The 16,948-nt window shown below is 67.8% G+C and carries 16 protein-coding genes; 7 read left to right on the top strand and 9 right to left on the bottom strand.

Going from position 1 to position 16,948, the window contains the following annotated elements; genetic code table 11:
- Positions 1-64 precede the first annotated feature (64 nt).
- The 4 genes from dnaG to rpsU all read right to left on the bottom strand — a co-directional run bounded on the left by dnaG (position 65) and on the right by rpsU (position 3,156).
- The gene (dnaG, locus tag AB8808_RS19200) at positions 65-1,807 is read right to left on the bottom strand and encodes a DNA primase (protein ID WP_369931113.1); all 1,743 of its coding nucleotides are present in this window, start codon (positions 1,805-1,807) and stop codon (positions 65-67) included.
- Positions 1,808-1,868: 61 nt separating this feature from the next.
- On the bottom strand, positions 1,869-2,042 hold the full coding sequence (locus tag AB8808_RS19195) for a DUF1328 domain-containing protein (RefSeq protein ID WP_036139288.1): 174 nt from the start codon (positions 2,040-2,042) through the stop codon (positions 1,869-1,871).
- A 319-nt stretch (positions 2,043-2,361) separates the two neighbouring features.
- Positions 2,362-2,805 (bottom strand): GatB/YqeY domain-containing protein, encoded by a 444-nt coding sequence (locus AB8808_RS19190; RefSeq protein ID WP_369931112.1) that lies wholly within the window; start codon positions 2,803-2,805, stop codon positions 2,362-2,364.
- Between the two features lie 135 nt (positions 2,806-2,940).
- On the bottom strand, positions 2,941-3,156 hold the full coding sequence (rpsU, locus tag AB8808_RS19185; RefSeq protein ID WP_029213735.1) for a 30S ribosomal protein S21: 216 nt from the start codon (positions 3,154-3,156) through the stop codon (positions 2,941-2,943).
- An 83-nt stretch (positions 3,157-3,239) separates the two neighbouring features.
- On the opposite strand from rpsU, the gene tsaD reads away from it, so the two are divergent.
- From tsaD to AB8808_RS19160, 5 genes are all read left to right on the top strand, one after another.
- Positions 3,240-4,262 (top strand): tRNA (adenosine(37)-N6)-threonylcarbamoyltransferase complex transferase subunit TsaD, encoded by a 1,023-nt coding sequence (tsaD, locus tag AB8808_RS19180; protein WP_369931291.1) that lies wholly within the window; start codon positions 3,240-3,242, stop codon positions 4,260-4,262.
- 75 nt (positions 4,263-4,337) lie between these two features.
- Positions 4,338-4,697 carry a dihydroneopterin aldolase gene (folB, locus tag AB8808_RS19175; RefSeq protein WP_036139290.1) on the top strand — a complete coding sequence of 120 codons (360 nt, stop codon included), beginning with the start codon at positions 4,338-4,340 and terminating at the stop codon, positions 4,695-4,697.
- Positions 4,698-4,723: 26 nt separating this feature from the next.
- Positions 4,724-5,977 (top strand): mechanosensitive ion channel family protein, encoded by a 1,254-nt coding sequence (locus tag AB8808_RS19170; protein ID WP_369931111.1) that lies wholly within the window; start codon positions 4,724-4,726, stop codon positions 5,975-5,977.
- On the top strand, positions 5,977-6,501 hold the full coding sequence (folK, locus tag AB8808_RS19165) for a 2-amino-4-hydroxy-6-hydroxymethyldihydropteridine diphosphokinase (RefSeq protein ID WP_369931110.1): 525 nt from the start codon (positions 5,977-5,979) through the stop codon (positions 6,499-6,501). Before AB8808_RS19170 ends, folK begins: the two co-directional genes overlap by 1 nt.
- Positions 6,502-6,572: 71 nt before the next feature.
- A complete protein-coding gene (locus AB8808_RS19160) occupies positions 6,573-7,427 on the top strand; it encodes a DUF6159 family protein (protein ID WP_369931109.1) in 855 nt (284 codons plus the stop codon).
- A 16-nt stretch (positions 7,428-7,443) separates the two neighbouring features.
- Here AB8808_RS19160 and AB8808_RS19155 read toward each other — a convergent pair whose 3' ends face one another.
- Together AB8808_RS19155 and AB8808_RS19150 are read right to left on the bottom strand one after the other, a co-directional pair.
- Positions 7,444-8,181 carry a pteridine reductase gene (locus AB8808_RS19155; protein ID WP_369931108.1) on the bottom strand — a complete coding sequence of 246 codons (738 nt, stop codon included), beginning with the start codon at positions 8,179-8,181 and terminating at the stop codon, positions 7,444-7,446.
- A gap of 52 nt (positions 8,182-8,233) precedes the next feature.
- The gene (locus tag AB8808_RS19150) at positions 8,234-8,908 is read right to left on the bottom strand and encodes a hypothetical protein (protein ID WP_369931107.1); all 675 of its coding nucleotides are present in this window, start codon (positions 8,906-8,908) and stop codon (positions 8,234-8,236) included.
- Positions 8,909-9,111: 203 nt separating this feature from the next.
- Between AB8808_RS19150 and AB8808_RS19145 the strand changes: the two genes are divergently transcribed.
- Entirely contained in the window at positions 9,112-11,220 is a 2,109-nt protein-coding gene (locus AB8808_RS19145) for a TonB-dependent receptor (RefSeq protein WP_369931106.1), read from the top strand.
- 50 nt (positions 11,221-11,270) lie between these two features.
- Positions 11,271-12,464 (top strand): class I SAM-dependent methyltransferase, encoded by a 1,194-nt coding sequence (locus tag AB8808_RS19140; RefSeq protein ID WP_369931105.1) that lies wholly within the window; start codon positions 11,271-11,273, stop codon positions 12,462-12,464.
- A gap of 29 nt (positions 12,465-12,493) precedes the next feature.
- Here AB8808_RS19140 and AB8808_RS19135 read toward each other — a convergent pair whose 3' ends face one another.
- Genes AB8808_RS19135 through AB8808_RS19125 form a run of 3 tightly spaced genes read right to left on the bottom strand, consistent with a single transcriptional unit; the run spans position 12,494 to position 16,818 of the window.
- Positions 12,494-13,723 carry a multifunctional CCA addition/repair protein gene (locus AB8808_RS19135; RefSeq protein WP_369931104.1) on the bottom strand — a complete coding sequence of 410 codons (1,230 nt, stop codon included), beginning with the start codon at positions 13,721-13,723 and terminating at the stop codon, positions 12,494-12,496.
- Positions 13,724-13,730: 7 nt separating this feature from the next.
- Positions 13,731-14,672, bottom strand: a complete 942-nt coding sequence (locus tag AB8808_RS19130) for a complex I NDUFA9 subunit family protein (RefSeq protein ID WP_369931103.1) — start codon at positions 14,670-14,672, stop codon at positions 13,731-13,733.
- Between the two features lie 40 nt (positions 14,673-14,712).
- Positions 14,713-16,818, bottom strand: coding sequence for a transglycosylase SLT domain-containing protein (locus tag AB8808_RS19125; RefSeq protein ID WP_369931102.1), 2,106 nt, complete (start codon positions 16,816-16,818; stop codon positions 14,713-14,715).
- Between the last annotated feature and the right edge of the window lie 130 nt (positions 16,819-16,948).

Raw genomic sequence — 16,948 nt, 5'->3', positions numbered from 1 at the left:
GGTCCCTTGGAAGAACGAGGCGGGGATGATCCCATGGATCGTGTTACGGCGACGGTGCGCCGCATCATTCGCCGGCCGCCCGGGCCGGTGCGGCCCGCGCCGCCAGCAACACGCGCAGCTCGGCTTTTTCCGTGTCGTCGAGGATGCCCTCGCGACTGCGGGCGATCAGCTGCTCACGGCGCTGCATGGTGGCCTGGCGTTCCATCTGGGTGAGGGCGTCGTGGAACTCCACGCGCTGCATGTCGGCTTCGCCGACGACGTCCGCGGCCATCAGTTTCTGCAGCGACGCGTATTCGGGGCGCTCCATGAAATGCTCGACCAGCACGGCAGGGCGGATGCCAGGACGCGCGCGGGCCACGTCCAGCAGTTCGGAGAGGAGGCCGACGCCGGGGCGGTCCAGCCGCAGGAACGGGTAGGGCGGCTCCACCTCCGCGGCCAGCTCCGGCTGGGCCAGCAGCAGCGTGATGGCGCTGCGGACCAGGCTGCGCTGGACGTTGGCCGGACGCGCGTTGTCGGGCCGGCGGGAAGGCGGCTCCGGTTCGAGCACGGCACGGGCGCCGGTGCGCCGTTCCAGTTCCTGGCCCATCAGGTCGCGGAAGGCGCCATCGGGCAGCTTGGCGATCAGCGGCCGCGCCCTTTCGGCAAGGCGTGCCCGGCCGTCGAGGCGGCTGATGTCGACGTCGCGGCCCAGTTCCTCGAAGAAGTATTCCGACATGGGCATGGATTCCTTCATGCGTTTCTCGAAGCCGTCCTTGCCTTCCTTGCGCACCAGCGTGTCGGGGTCCTCGCCGTCGGGCAGGAACAGGAAGTGCGCCTGGCGCCCGTCGCGCATGCGCGGCAGCACCGATTCCAGTGCTCGCCAGGCCGCGGCGCGGCCCGCCCGGTCGCCGTCGAAGCAGAAATACACATCGGGTGCGGCGCGGAACAGCACCTCGGCGTGGTCGGGCGTGGTCGCCGTGCCCAGTGTGGCCACGGCGATGGGCAGGCCCGCCTGGTGCAAGGCGATGACATCCATATAGCCCTCGACCACCATGATCCGCGTGAGCTGCTGGTGCGCCTGCTTCACCTGCCACAGGGCGAACAGCTCCTTGCCCTTGTGGAAGAGCGAGGTCTCCGGGGAGTTGAGGTACTTGGGGCTCTGTTCCGACGACAGCACCCGCCCACCGAAGGCGATGACCCGCCCGCGTCGATCGAGGATGGGAAACATCACCCGCTCGCGGAAACGGTCGTAGCGGTTGCCACGCTCGTTGCTGGCGACCATGCCGGCCTCGTTCAGCAGCTGCCGGCGGCGGTCGCTGGTGCCCAGCGCCTTGAGCACGCCGTCGAAACCCGCCGGCGCCCAGCCGATGCGGAAGCGCTTGACGATCTCGTCGTCCAGCCCCCGGCCATCGACGTAGGCCTTGGCCTCGGGGCTGTCGCCCAGTTCGCGCTGGTAGAAGCTGGCCGTCTCGTCGAGGAGGGTGTAGAGGTCGCTGCGGTCTTCGCGCGGCTTGTCGTCCCGGCCACCCTCGTAGGGCACCTTGAGGCCGGCGGACTGGGCCAGTTCCTCGATGGCGTCGGGAAACTCCAACCGGTCGTAGTCCATGATGAACTTGATCGCGCTGCCATGGGCACCGCAACCGAAGCAGTGGAAGAACTGCTTCTGGGGACTTACGTAGAAAGAGGGTGTTCGTTCGTTATGGAACGGGCAGCAGGCCGTCCATTCGCGCCCGGCCTTTTTCAGCGGGACGCGCCGCTCGATCACGTCGACGATGTCGACGCGGGTCAGCAGTTCATCGATGAAGCTGTCGGGAATACGGCCACGCATGAGTCGCCTAGGATGCCATGCATCCGGCTCCGTATGGAGTCCGCATTCCCGACGGGCGCGATCAGAACGCCAGGTGGAAGACGCCGATCACGGCCAGGATCGCGATCACGAACAGGATCAGGAAGATGGCGAAGCAGATCTTGGCGATCGTGCCGGCAACGCCCGACACGCGGCTGAAGCCGAGGGCGCCGGTGACGAGGGCGATAAGACCGAAAATAATGGCGTACTTGAGCATGAGGGATTCCCGTCGAGCGCCGGAGGAGGGTCCCGCCAGCCGCGGTGCGGAGAATGCTCACAAATGTGTAGGGCTGCCGTGAATGTGTCACGCCGATGTCACCCCCACCCATCCCCTGACGGCTGGAAGGCACCGTGCGTAGGAGCGCACGATGTGCGCGAAAAGCCAACAGAGCGGTGTAGGAGCGCACGATGTGCGCGAAAAGCCAACAAAGCGAACAAGAGGCAAGCCCCATTCCCCCGGGCACCCACCATTTTCCAGCGTGGTCGCGAAAAGATGTCGCGCGCACGCGCGCGCTCCTACAAGGGGGCGTCGAGGGTCAGGTCAGGCGGGCTTTGACCTTGCCTGCCACGGCGCCCATGTCGGCACGGCCGGCGGCCTTTTCCTTCACCAGGGCCACGACCTTCCCCATGTCGCGGGCGGTGGTGGCGCCGGCCTCGGCGATGGCGTCGGCGATCACGGCGTCCAACTCGGCCTCGCTGAGCTTGGCCGGTAGGTAGCCGTCGATGATGCCCATCTCGTAGCGCTCGATGTCGGCGAGGTCCGTTCGGCCGGCCTTGTCGAACTGCTCGATGGAGTCGCGACGCTGCTTCTGCATCTTCTCCAGCGCCGCCAGCACCTGGGCGTCGTCCAGTTCGATGCGCTCGTCCACTTCACGCTGCTTGATCTGGGCCTGCATCAGGCGGATAACAGCCAGGCGGTCTTTTTCGCCACCCTTCATGGCGGCCTTCATGTCTTCGGTGATCTTTGCCTTCAGGCTCATGTCTTTTCTCCGGGACGACGAAAAGCCGGCTTCACCTTTCGGCGAAGCCGGCTCGGGATTCCGCCTGATTGCGGCGGCAGCGGGCGAACGCGCCAGCCGCGGGTCCAGCACCCGACCTGACGGCCGGGCCGGCAATCAGTACATGCGGGTCCGGCGCGTCGTGTCGCGGGACAGACGGCGCAGGTGACGCTTCACAGCAGCAGCGCGCTTACGCTTACGCTCCTGGGTGGGCTTTTCGTAAAATTCGCGCTTGCGCGTTTCGGCCAGGACGCCAGCCTTCTCGCACGTACGCTTGAAGCGGCGAAGGGCAAGCTCAAACGGCTCGTTCTCGCGGACTTTAACGCTCGGCATGGAAACTCCACTTGTTTAAACTGACCCGTCTACCCGGGTGAGCCGCGGATTATAACGTGATCGATTCGAAAAATTCAAAGCCCGTGTTGGGCGTGGAAACCTCCTGCGACGAGACGGGGGTGGCCCTGCTCCGCTGGGACCCGCAACAGCCGGGCCGTGGCCTGCTTTCGCATGCGCTGTTCAGCCAGATCGCCCTGCACGCCGAATACGGCGGCGTGGTGCCCGAACTGGCCAGCCGCGACCACGTGCGCAAGCTGGTGCCGCTGGTGCGCCAGGCCCTGAAGGATGCGGGGCTGACGCCCGCGGACCTGGGCGGCGTGGCCTACACCGCCGGCCCCGGCCTCGTCGGGGCCTTGCTGGTGGGTGCCTCGGCCGCCCGTGCCATGGCCTGGGCCCTGGGCATTCCGTCCATCGGCGTGCATCACATGGAAGGCCACCTGCTGGCGCCCTTGCTGGAAGACGACCCGCCGGAGCCGCCCTTCGTGGCCCTGCTGGTGTCGGGCGGCCATTCCATGCTGGTCGAGGTGAAGGCCATCGGCGAGTACACCATCCTGGGCGACACCCTGGACGACGCGGCGGGTGAGGCGTTCGACAAGACCGCCAAGCTGATGGGCCTGCCGTACCCAGGCGGCCCGGCACTGGCAAAGCTGGCCGAGCAGGGTACGCCTGGCCGATTCCGCTTCTCCCGGCCCATGGTCGACCGGCCGGGGCTGGACTTCAGCTTCTCCGGCCTGAAGACCCAGGTGCTGCTGGCGTGGCAGGCCTCCGACAAGACGGCACAGACTCGCGCGGACATCGCACGGGCCTTCGAGGAGGCCATCGTGGATACGCTGGCGATCAAGTGCCGGCGCGCCCTGGAAGCCAGCGGCGCCCGGCGGCTGGTGATCGCCGGTGGCGTCGGCGCCAACACGCGCCTGCGCGAGCAGCTGGCGGACGCCGCGGCGAAGGATGGTTTCCGGGTGTATTTCCCGCGCCTGGCCTTCTGCACCGACAACGGCGCCATGATCGCCCTGGCCGGTGCCATCCGCCTGGCCGCCGGCCAGCAGCAGGACGCCACCATCCAGGTGCATCCGCGCTGGAGCCTGGAGACCCTGCCCGCGGCGTGACGCGTCGTCGCGCACGGTTGCACAAATGGCATCCGTCGCCGACCCTGTAAGCCCTTCGCATCACCAGACACCCGCATGGATATCGTCTTCATCGAAGACCTGCGCATCGACGCGGTCATCGGCATCTACGACTGGGAGCGCCGTATCCGGCAGACCCTGTCGTTCGACATCGAGATGGCCTTCGACAACCGCAAGCCGGCCGCGACCGACGACATCGAGCAGACGCTCAACTACAAGTCGGTCTCCAAGCGCCTGCAGGCCTATGTCGAGGCATCCAGTTTCGGCCTCGTCGAGACCCTGGCGGAACGCTGCGCGCAGATCGTCCGCGAGGAATTCGGCGTGGCCTGGGTACGCCTGAAACTGTCCAAGCCCGGTGCCGTGCGCGGCGCCAGGGCCGTAGGTGTGCGCATCGAACGCGGCACCCGACCGGAATGATATCCAGGGAGACCCCGTTCAACGTCATGGAAGATTTCATCGCATCCCCCGAACTGAAACGGGTGGCGTTCGTCGCCGGCCTGTTCGTCGTGGCGTGGCTGGTCGGCCTGCTGGGCCGCGTGTTCCTGCACCGCGTGGTGCGCGTGGCCACCCGTCACACCGCCTGGCGCTGGGACGACGCCCTCTACGAATACGGCGCGTTCCGTTGGCTGGCGCGGATGCTTCCCGCCATCGTCGTCTATTACGGCATCGCCCTGTTCCTCTCGGTGGCCGACGACGACATGGGTGCCTTCATCCGCAACCTGGCCGTGTGCTGGATGATCGTCTGCGTGATCGCCGCGCTGGGTCGCGCCCTGATCGCGTTCGAATCGCTCTACAGCGCCACGCCCGCAGGCAAGCGGTCCATCAAGGGTGTGGTGCAGCTGATGCAGCTGGCCTTGTGGATCGTCGCGCTGGTGCTGGTCATCACCAAGCTCACCCACCAGAGCATCGGCCTGCTGCTGTCCGGCATCGGCGCCATGTCGGCCGTGCTGCTGCTGGTGTTCAAGGACACCATTCTCGGCTTCGTCGCCGGTATCCAGCTCAGCACCAACGACATGCTGCGCGTGGGCGACTGGATCACCATGGCCTCGGCCGGCGTCGATGGCGACGTCATCGACATCACACTGCACACGGTGAAGGTGCGCAATTTCGATCGCACCATCGTCACCGTGCCGACCTGGCGCCTGATCGCCGAGTCGTTCCAGAACTGGCGCGGCATGTCCGAATCGGGTGGCCGGCGGATCAAGCGCGAGCTGTTCATCGATGCCGCGGGCGTGCGCTTTCTCGAGGACGCGGAAATCGAACGCTTCGGCAAGATGCACCTGCTCACCGGTTACCTCGCACGCAAGCGCGAGGACATCGCACGCTGGAACGAGGCCCTGGGCGAGCCCGGCAAGCTGCCGGTCAATCGCCGCCGGCAGACCAATATCGGCGCCTTCCGCGCCTACGCCGACGCTTACCTCGCGGCCCATCCGGACGTGCACGACAGGATGACCCGCATGGTCCGCATGCGCGATCCGGGCGCGCTCGGCATCCCGCTGGAAATCTACGCGTTCACCAATACGGTGGTCTGGCTCGACTACGAGCGCATCCAGGCGGATATCTTCGATCACCTCATCGCCATCCTTCCCGAGTTCGGGCTGCGTCCGTTCCAGCAGCCTTCCGGTGGCGACCTGCGCGAGGGCTTCGCAGCCCTGCGGCCACCCTCCGCGGCGGCCATCGCGGAGGGTGGCGACTGATGGGCCGCGCCTACCTCAGCCTCGGTTCCAACATCGACGCCGCCCGCTGGCTGGGCGCGGCGGTGAGGGAACTGCGCCTGCGGTTCGGTCCGCTGGATGTCTCGCCCGTATACCGCAGCGCCGCCGTCGGCTTCGACGGTCCCGATTTCCTCAACCTGGCCGTGGCGATGGACAGCGACCTCGAGCCGGAAGCCCTGAACGACTGGCTGCATGCGCTGGAGGATCGCCACGGCCGCGTCCGTGGCGGCGAGCGCTACGCGGACCGCACGCTCGATGTCGACATCGTGCTCTACGACGACCGGGTGATGCGTGGCGAAGGGCACCTCGAGTTGCCGCGGGGCGAATTGCGCCACGCCTTCGTCCTCAAGCCGCTGGCCGATATCGCGCCGGCCGTGCGTCATCCGCTGGAGGGGCGCACCCTGGGCGAGTTATGGGCAGCCTTCCTGGCCGATCGCGAGCCGCTGGCGCGGGACGAGGCCTGCACGGCGGCGGTCCAGGCGGGTGCCCGATCCGTCGGGCCCTGACCATCCGCGGTGGCAGCAGGCCAGGCAAGGTGATACAACGCGTTCCACCTATGGGGCTATAAGGAACGGCAATGGGTAAGTTCGCACGCAGTTGGGCGCTGATGAAGGCGAGCGCCCGCATCCTCCGCCAGGACAAGGAACTGATGCTGTTTCCGCTGTTCGCGGGCATCGCCTCGCTGCTGGTGATCGCCACCTTCGCGTGGCCGGTCATCGCCATGATCGGCACCCACCATGCCGACTTCGAAGGGCAACGCAGGCATGTCTCGCCGCTGTTCATGCTGGTCAGCTTCGCGTTCTATTTCGTGCAGTACAGCGTGGTCATCTTCTTCAACGTGGCGCTGGCCTCCGCCGCCATGATCCGCCTCGACGGCGGCAACCCGACGCTCGGCGACGGCCTTCGCGCCGCGCGCGGCAAGCTGCCCAACATCATCGGTTACGCACTCGTCGCCGCCACGGTGGGCATGATCCTGCGCGCCTTGCAGGAGCGCCTGGGTTTTGTCGGCCGCATCGTTGCCGGCATCCTCGGCTTCGGCTGGACGGTCGCCACCTTCCTCGTCGTGCCGGTGCTGGCCGCACAGGACATCGGCCCGGTGGACGCGGTGAAGCGCAGCACCTCGCTGCTGAAGCAGACCTGGGGCGAAAACCTCATCGGCAACGCCGGCATCGGCGTGGCCGGCGGTGTGCTCACCCTCTGCCTGCTGTTTGCCAGCGGCCTGCTGTTCTTCGGCGCGTTCGCCACGCACTCGGTGGCATTGATGGTCGCCGTCGGCGTCGCCGCCGTGATCGCCCTGGTCGCGCTGACCCTGTTCCAGTCGGCGATGCACGGCGTGTACTCCGCGGCGCTGTACCGGTTCGCTACCGAAGGCGATCCGGGCCAGGGTTTCGACCGGGCGTTGCTGGAGTCGGCGTTCCGTCAGAAGAAGTGACGGAGCGCGAGTCCCGTCAGATGTTCAGCGCCCTGCCACCGTCCACACGGATCACTTGGCCGGTGGTGTAGGGCGCATCCAGCAGCAGCCAACGCACGGCGTCGGCCACATCCAGCGGCTCGCCCTTGCGGGCCATGGGTGTCTTGGCGAGTAAGGCCTCCACGGCATCCTCCACCTTGCCCGAGGCGGGCCAGAGAATGGCGCCGGGCGCCACGGCGTTCACGCGGATGTCCGGCGCCAGGTCCTTCGCCAGCGCCTGCGTCAGCATGACCAGTGCGGCCTTGGCCATCGAGTAGACCGTGTGTCCGGCCAGCGGGCGTTCCGCATAGATATCGACGATGTTGACGATCGCGCCCCCGGCCTCGCGCAACGCGGGCGCGGCGGCCTGGGCCAGGAAGAACGGCGCACGCGCATTCGACGCGAACAGGTCGTCCCAGTGGGTTGGCGTGGTCTGGCCGATCGGCGTGGGGTAGAACGCCGAGGCGTTGTTGACCAGGCCATCGAGCCGGCCGAACCGGGCCAGCACGGCATCGATCAGGGTGGCCGGGGTGGCGTCGTGTTCCAGGGCGCCGGCGAACGTGGCGGCGCTGTCCGCGCGCACGTCGTTCAGGGCCGCCGCCAGCGCTTCCGCGTCGGCAGCGGACCGGTGGTAATGGATGGCCACGCTGCAGCCGGCGGCATGCAGGTGCCGTACGATCGCCGCGCCCACACGACGCGCGCCGCCGGTGACGAGAACAACGCTTTGCTGGTTCACATTACGCTCCTTGTAGGGTGGGTGGCGAGCTTGACGCAAACGCCACGTGGCGTCACTTCCCCTCGGTCTCCGGCTCCGTCTGCGTCATTGGCGGCTCGGCATCCTCCACGTGGATTTCGCCGCTGAACAGCTCCATGGCGCTTTTGGCCACATGGTTGGTGTCGTAGTAGGCATAGGCGCCGACGCCCATGGCGCCGACGATGGGCAGCCAGCGAGAAATACCTTTGCCCACGGCGCGCTTCGACACGCTGACACCGATGCGCCCGGCCACGCGCTGCAGCACCCCGCCCGCGGCCCGGCGGAAGACCAGACGATCGCCCACGCGCATGGCGATGTCGCGGAAAGCCTGCGCGGCGGTATGCCGGAACAGGCACCAGAGCATCTGTTCCCGGCCCAGGCTGGCCGTCTTGCCATAGGCGGCGGCGATGTCGCTGACCAGCTGCCCCTGGATGCGCCAGATGGCCACCAGTTCCGGCAGGACGGTCAGCCAGCCGACCGGGCCGGGGGGCAGGGCGAGCGACCCGGCCGTCAGGCCGGCCTTGCGGGCCGCGGCGGCGGCGAGCTGCTGGCATTTCTCCTCCACCGTGGCCGGCGAGGCGGCGGCCACATCGCTGTCCGGGATATGGCTGACGAAGCTCAGGATGGCCCGGGTGACCGGGCTTTCCGTACGGTCGGCGACCACGGCAATGATTTCTTTCGAGGTGGAGGTGGCGTCGTGCTTCGCCATCGGGGCAGTTCCATGGAATCGAGGGGACCATGGTCGCCTTGGGGGCGTGAGTCGTCCATGAAGCGGGTTCGCGGTATGCTTTGAGACAAATCTCAGGGCCGAAAGCGGTCTGAAAGGTCGAAACGCCATAGTCGCCGCACCGAAATTCCCCCTTGCTGCGCCTGTCGTCAGTAACGTTATAACATTCGTAAGAAGAGTCCCCGATGACCCCTGTTCGCCTCGCCTTCTGCATCGCGCTTGCCCTTTCCGCCGCGCCGGCCTTCGCCACCGACGAAGCGCCCCCGCAAAAAGCCACGAACCTGGGCGAGGTCGATGTCAATGCGCGCCTGGACGAGGCCCGTAACAGCCTGTCGCCGGACACGGGCAGCAGCCAGTACGTGATGACCCGCCAGACCATCCAGGCGTTGCCGCTGGGCGATTCCACTCCGCTGAACCAGGTCGTGCTCCAGGCGCCGGGTGTGGTGCAGGACTCCTACGGCCAGCTGCACGTGCGCGGCGATCACGCCAACCTGCAGTACCGGATCGACGGCGTGCTGATCCCCGAGAGCATCGGTGGTTTCGGCCAGACGCTGGACACCCGCATGATCGACAACATCAAGCTGCTCACCGGCGCGCTGCCCGCGCAGTACGGTGATCGCACCGCGGCGGTCGTGGACATCACCACGCGCACGCCGAAGGACGGCGTCGGCGGCAGCGTCGGCATCACCGGTGGCCAGTTCGGCACCGTGAACCCGAACGCCACGCTGTTCGGCAAGAAGGACGACTGGAGCTTCTTCCTGACGGCCAACTACCTCAAGAACGACGTGGGCATCGAGAACCCGACCGCCAGCCGCACCGCCATCCACGACCACACCAACCAGGTGAAGGCGTTCGGCGACGTGTCGTACCTGATCAACAACGACACGCGCGTCAGCTTCATGTTCGGTGCGACCAACAACCGCTTCGAGATCCCCAATAACCCTGGGCAGACGGCGCAGTTCGGTTACCTGGATGTCACCAACTTCGACTCCGCGCAGCTCGACGAGCGGCAGCAGGAGAAGACCCGCTTCGGCGTGCTCAGCCTGCAGGGCAAGATGGGCGACACCGCCTATCAGGTGTCGGCCGGCCAGCGTTACAGCAGCCTGGACTTCACGCCCGACGACATCGGCGACCTGATGTTCAACGGCGTGGCCTCGGATGTGCGTCGCGCCAACCGCGCGACCACGCTGCAGGCGGACTTCGCCACGCCATTGGGCGACAGCCACACCCTGCGTTACGGCGTGTACGGTGAGTTCGAGCGCGCCACGTCGACCAACAACGCCCTGGTGTTCCCGGCCGACGACGACGGCAACCAGACCTCCACTATGCCGCTGAACATCCTCGACAGCAGCCGCATCCTCGCCCGCACGTACGCGCTGTATCTGCAGGACGAGTGGAGCATCGGCGACAAGTGGACGGTGAACTATGGCGTGCGCGCCGACAAGTACGACGCGTTCAAGCCGGAAAGCCAGCTCAGCCCGCGCCTGGGCGTGGTCTACCAGCCGGTGGATGGCACCACGATCCACGCCGGCTACTCGCGTTACTTCACCCCGCCGGCCAGCGAATCGATCAGCCCCACCTCGATCGCGAAGTTCGTCGGCACGACCAACGCGCTGCCGGACAACGGCAACGACACGCCGCTGGCCGAGCGCAGCAGCTACTACGACGTGGGTATCTCGCAGAAGCTGGGCACGCAGTGGACCGTGGGCCTGGACAGCTACAGGCGCAACGTGTCGCGCATCCAGGATGAGGGCCAGTTCGGCGCCGCCGTCATCTATTCGACCTTCAATTACGACCAGGGCAAGGTCAAGGGCGATGAGCTGACCGTCAACTACGACGGTGGCGCGCTGACCGCCTACTTCAACTTCTCGTACAACCGCTCCGTCGGCAAGCGGATCATCACGGGTCAGTACAACTTCGCTCCGGACGACCTGGCCTACATCCAGGACCACTTCATCCACCTCGACCACGACCAGAAGTACACCTCGTCGGGCGGCATCAGCTATGCGTTCCCGGACAGCACGCGCATCGGTGCGAACTACCTGTTCGGCTCCGGCCTGCGTCGCGACGGTATCGTGCCCAACGGCGACACCATGCCGGCGTACTTCCAGCTCAACCTGAGCGTGGCGCACGATTTCAACGTGACCAGCGTCGGCGCGACCCACGCGCAGTTCGCCCTGGTCAACGCGCTGGATCGCACCTACCAGCTGCGTGACGGCTCGGGTATCGGCGTGGGTGCGCCGCAGTTCGGTCCGCGCCGTGGCGTGTTCCTCTCGCTGCAGCAGGACTTCTGAGTTCCGCGCCGACGTGACCATGCGGTCATGCCTTCTATTATCCTGAAGGCATGACCGCACAGCTTCCCGTTCCCGGCGCCGACGAGCGCGCCCATTCCGACCATCTGTCCGCCCTGCTCCGCGAGGAGATCGCGAGCCATGGCCCCATGCCCTTCTCACGGTTCATGGAGCGGTGCCTCTATGCGCCGGGGCTGGGCTACTACAGCGCGGGCAAGACCAAGTTCGGCGCGGATGGCGATTTCGTCACGGCACCGGAACTGGGTACGCTGTTCGCCCGCTGTGTCGTCCGTGCCGTCCAACCGGTGCTGGCTTCCCTGGGGCCCGATGCCGATGTCCTCGAGATCGGCGGCGGCAGCGGTGCCTTCGCCGAAGCGGCACTGCGCGCGCTGGATGCCGCCGGCCACGCACCGCGTCGTTTCATGATCCTGGAGCCCAGCGCGGATCTGCGCGAGCGCCAGCGCGAACGCCTGCACGCCAACCTGCCTGCCGGCCTGGCCGCGCGCGTGAGCTGGCTCGACGGCCCGCTGGAAACGGAGTGGGAGGGCGTGATCTTCGCCAACGAAGTGATCGATGCCCTGCCGACCACACGGATCACGGCCCGCGAGGGCGAAATCTACGAAGAGCACGTGGTGCTCGATGGCGAAGGTCGGTTCACGCGCAGCGACCGTCCGGCCGATGCCCTCGTCCGCGGGGCCGTGCGCCATGTGGAACGCGACCTGGGTCGCGACTTCGCCGATGGCTATCGCACCGAGATCCTGCCGCAGCTGCCGTACTGGATGCAGGCGGTGGCCGGCACACTGCGTCGCGGCGCGATGGTCTTCGTCGATTACGGCTACACCCGCGGGGAGTTCTACCTGCCCGAGCGCACCGACGGCACGCTGCGCGCGTTCTACCGCCACCGAGCCCACAACGACGTCTTCCACCTCCCGGGCCTGCAGGACCTGACCGCATCGGTGGACTTCACGGCGCTGGCGGAGGCGGGCAACAACGCGGGGTTCGGCGTGGCCGCCTACCTGTCACAGGCGCGGTTCCTGATTGCCGCCGGCTTGCAGGACGTTTTCGAGGACGACTATCTGGGTCTGACCGATGAAGCGGCGCGCTTCCGGTTGTCGCAGGAAGTGAAGAAGCTGACTTTGCCCGACCAGATGGGCGAGCGCTTCCAGGTGATGATGTTCGCCAGGGACATCGACGCGGGCGTGCTCCCGACCGAGGTGATGGCGGCGGACCAGGGCTCGCGTCTCTAGGGATCGCGCCGGGTCGACCGGACGGGGCGTCAGGCGTTGGGGCGGGGCACCGCGGCGATAGCCGCAGCCTGGGCTTTCTTCATCGCCTCGCCGATAGCGGGCCCCTGCAAGCCCCGTTCGACGAAGGGCTGCGAGGTAACGGCCGCGGCCGCTGCGCGGCAGCTGCGCAGGAAGTCGGCCTGCGGATAGGGGGCATCGGCACTGCCGGCGCGTCCACGTTTGTCGGCCATGCAGGCGAGCAGGAACGTCTCCAGGCGCTCCGGTCGGCGCAGCGCACCCAGGGCATCGAGCAGGCGAAGAAGGGTGGTCGGTTTCAGTTCGAACGCCATGTGCGCGTTGAGGTGGTGCTTGCAGACCATCTCGGCCATGAAGGCGTATTCCGCAGGCACCTTGAGCCGGGCGGACAGTTCGCGAACGGGCGCGATGCCGCGCTGCTCGTGCATGATGTGCCGGGGCAGGACATCCGCCGGCGTCAGGGCCTTGCCCAGATCGTGCGTCAGGGCGCACCAGCCGACCAGCGCATCGCCCGGGGCCAGCGCCGCCGCGGCGTCCAGCACCAGTTGCACGTGGATGCCCGTATCGACTTCCGGGTGGTACTCCGGCCGCTGGGGTACGCCGTAGAGCGCATCCACCTCGGGAAACAGCAGGCGCAGCGCGCCGGTGTCCCGCAGCACCTGCACGAATACCGACGGACGAGGTTCGGCCAGCGCCTTGCGCGTTTCGGTCCATACGCGCTCGGGCACGAGGTGATCCACCTCGCCGTCGTCCACCATGCGCCGCATCAGCGCCATCGTGTCGTCGGCGACCGTGAAACCCAGTGGGGCATATCGCGCCGCAAAGCGCGCAACACGCAACAGCCGGACCGGATCTTCCGCGAACGCGGCCGAGACGTGACGCAGCATGCGCGTGCGGATATCGTCGACCCCGCCGAACGGATCCACCAGGCTGCCGTCGTCGCGTTGGGCGATGGCGTTGATGGTCAGATCGCGGCGCTCGAGGTCCTGCTCCACGGTGACGCTGGGGTCGGCATGGAACGCAAAGCCGTGGTAACCGCGGCCCGTCTTGCGCTCCGTGCGCGCCAGCGCGTATTCCTCCTTCGTCTGCCCGTGCAGGAAGACGGGGAAATCCTTGCCGACCGGCTTGAAGCCGGCGGCCATCATGTCGTCGGGCGTGGCTCCCACGACGACCCAGTCGCGATCCACCACGGGGCGGCCGAGCAGCTGATCGCGGACGGCGCCGCCGACGAGGTAGATCTCCATGGGCGTGTCAGGGGCGGCGCTTGGTGCGCGCTTCGTCAAGCCGGCGCTGGCGTACGGGCTGGCCCAGCAGCCGCGGCAACCAGGCCGCGAACGACTGGGGTGCGATGCCGAGCTGGGCCAGGCCGTCGACCTTGCCGACGGAATCCGTGCGCAGCGAGAGGAAATTGTCCGGAGTGAACGGCTTGCCGGGAACGAACTGCGCGAACTGCGCCTGCAGGCGACCCAGGCTGTCGGGCATGGGAAGGACTACGCGATGCCGGCCTCGCGCATCGCGGATGGCGCGGACGATGTCGATCAGGGTCCAGGTCTCCGGCCCGTACAGCTCGAACGTGCGCAGCAGGCTGACGGCGGGCGTGGCGACCGAGCGGGCGATCGCCTCGGCGACATCGCCGACGTAGACCGGCGCCATTTTCGCCTGCGGCCGCGGCAGCGGAATGACCGGCGCCAGGCGCAGGAGCGCATCGAACCGGCTGACCAGGCCGTCGCCCGGCCCGAAGATGGTGCTTGGCTGGTAAAGCGTCCAGTCCAGCGTGGAGGCCTTGACCAGGGCTTCGGCCTCGCCGCGGGAGCGGAGGTATTTCGATAGTCCCTGGCCGGCCTTGAGCGAACTCATCTGGTGCAGGCGATGGACGCCGGTGGCCTGGCAGGCCTCGATGACGAGCCGCGTCAGCCCCACGTGCGCGCGTTCGAACGTGTGCCGGCCACTCTCGCTGAGGATACCGACGAGGTTGATGACGGCATCCGCGCCGGCGATGTGCCGCCGCAGGGTGGCGGGATCGTAGACATCCGCCGTGACGGTGGTGACCTGGCGTCCCACCGCGCTGTGACGGCGTGCCTCGCGATTGCGGGAGAGCAGCAGGAGGGAATGTCCGTCGGCGGCGAGCCGGGGAACCAGCGTGCCGCCGACGAAGCCGGTGCCACCGAGGATGACGATGCGTTGAGCGTTCATGAGTTCAGCCTAGGCCGCCTGGCGCTCGACGCCAAGCGGATCAGCTCTGGGGTTCCTGAGGGGCCGGGGCGGATGTCGCCTCGGCGGGTGCCGGCTGTGACACGGCCGGGGCTGTCGGTGGTGTTGGGCGAGTCACTGCGGGTGCCGGACAGGCCACCGGCTTGCGGACGGCGCCCGCCGACGGAAGCGCATACGTGGTGCCGAAGCGGGTCATGCGCGAGCCGATCGGCAGGGCGTTGCCGGTCAGGCGCCAGTCGTAGATCACGGCGAAAGCCATGACGCGGGCGACGTATTCGCGGGTTTCCTTATAAGGGATGCTGGCGACGAACAGGTCGGGGTCCAGGGTGCCGCGGGCGCTCACCCACTGGTCGACCTTGTTGGGTCCGGCGTTGTACGCGGCGCTGGCCAGCCACGGGGCGCCGTTGTAGCGCGCGGCCATCTGGGCGAGGTAGCGCGTGCCGAGGATGATGTTGGTGGTGGGCTCGTAGAGGCTGTCACCGCCGTTCCAGGCCAGTCCGTTGCGCTTGGCCACCAGCGAGGCCGTGCCGGGCAGCAGCTGCATGAGCCCGCGTGCGTCGGCGCCCGAGCGTGCGTCGGTCATCCATGCGCTCTCGGCGCGGATGATCGCGTAGGCCCAAGGCGCCTCGATGCCCGCCTGGCTGGCCTGTTCGACCACGCCGTCCTGGCGTGCCAGCGGAAAGCGCTGCTCGTAAAGGCGCAGGGCATCGCCGGACGACAGCGCGAACACCGCGCGGTCGTACCAGCCCTTGCGGAAGGCGAGGTCCACGGCAAGCCGCTGGGTATCGGCGTCGCGTCCGGCCAGCGCGGCCGTCCACTCGCGCCGGGCGTACTTCTGCAGGCCCACGGCGTAGAGTTCGAACGCGCGGTCCATGCCCGGCTCCGCCAGCAGCGAAGCCTCTCGGCGCTCGTCGGTGGCCATGGAGGCGGGGCAGATCGCATAGGACGCGTCGAGCCGGTCGGCGGCGAGGAAGCCGAAGTACGTGGCTTCCTGTGCCACGTTCTGGTAGATCGCCCGCGCTTCCGTCTGCCGGTTCAACCGGCCCAGCACCAGTGCGCGGAAATAACGCCATTCGCCGTCGTCTTTCTGCGTGGGCGACAGGGCATCGAGGGCGGTCAGCGCCGCCGGCCAGTCCTGCCTGGCCAGGGCGACGCGCACCCGCCATTCGCGTGTCGCGTCGGTCTGGGCACCCGCCGGCAGCGCAGCCAGCCGATCCAGCGCGGACTCGTCGAAGTCGGTGGCGTGGAACAGTGCGAGGGCATTGAGGACGGCGCCCTTCTGTTGTTCGCTGAGGGCGAAGTGCGGGGCCAGGGTGGTCCAGGCGCTGTCGGCCACGGTGGACTGTTTGCGGGCCATGCGTTGCAGGGCGAGCGTCACGGCCTGACGGCCGCGCGGTGTATCCGGCCATGTGGACGCGTCGCGCAGTGCGCCGTTGGGATCGTTCAGGGCCTTGGCGATGCGTTGTGCCGCCGCCGCATCGTCGGCCGGCAGCCAGCCCGCCAGCGCGGCGACGGTGCCGCCCTTGCCTGCTTCGGCCGCGGTCTGGATACGGGTCCACAGGCGATCCGGCGTCAGCAGGCCCTGGTCGTGCGCCGCGCCCAGCACCGGGTCGCAGGCGTCTGGCAGGCTGGCCTTCTTCCATAGGTCCGCCAGGTCGGTCGCGAACACCAGCGGCTCGCCACGGGACAGCTTGGCCTGGAGGGCGAAGCAACTCAGCGCGTCGCCGAGCCCCGGCTGGTACATCGCGGTGAAGGTGGGCCAGTCCTTGCGGCGGGCGAGTTCGGCGAGGAAGTCGCGGCGAAGGTCGCTTGCGGGGATCAGCCCACGATTGGCATTGAGGTAAGCCTCGACGCGTGCGCGATCCAGGGTGCGCAGGTCGTGCTCGAGGGCCGCGGCCTCGAGGTAGGGGAACAACACGTAGCGTTCGAGGCCGCCGGCCTGGGCGCGCCAGGCGTCACCGCCCTGCTGGGCGACGGCATACGCCTGGCGAAACCGTGCGCGCTCGGTGTCGGTCCCCTCGGCGGAAGCGCTCAGGGTGACGGTGAGGCCACAGGCGGCAAGGGCGAGACCGGCCATGAGGCGAAACGAGCGGGCGCTGCGTCGCAGTGCCTTCGGGGCGAAGACCATCGGGATTCCTTCACGGGTGCTTACCCGATGATTGTAAGCGAAGCCGGTGCGCAGGCTTGATGAACGCCCCGCGCGGGAGGCATCGCTCCGTCGCGCGCGGGTCCGCTAAGCTTGGGCGGTTTCCCCCTTA

Origin of the sequence: Xanthomonas sp. NCPPB 2632 (genome assembly GCF_041228075.2) — a bacterium.
GTDB lineage: Bacteria > Pseudomonadota > Gammaproteobacteria > Xanthomonadales > Rhodanobacteraceae > Luteibacter.
The sequence above is the reverse complement of the archived record's forward strand: the minus strand, read 5'-3'. Positions and strand labels throughout refer to the sequence as shown.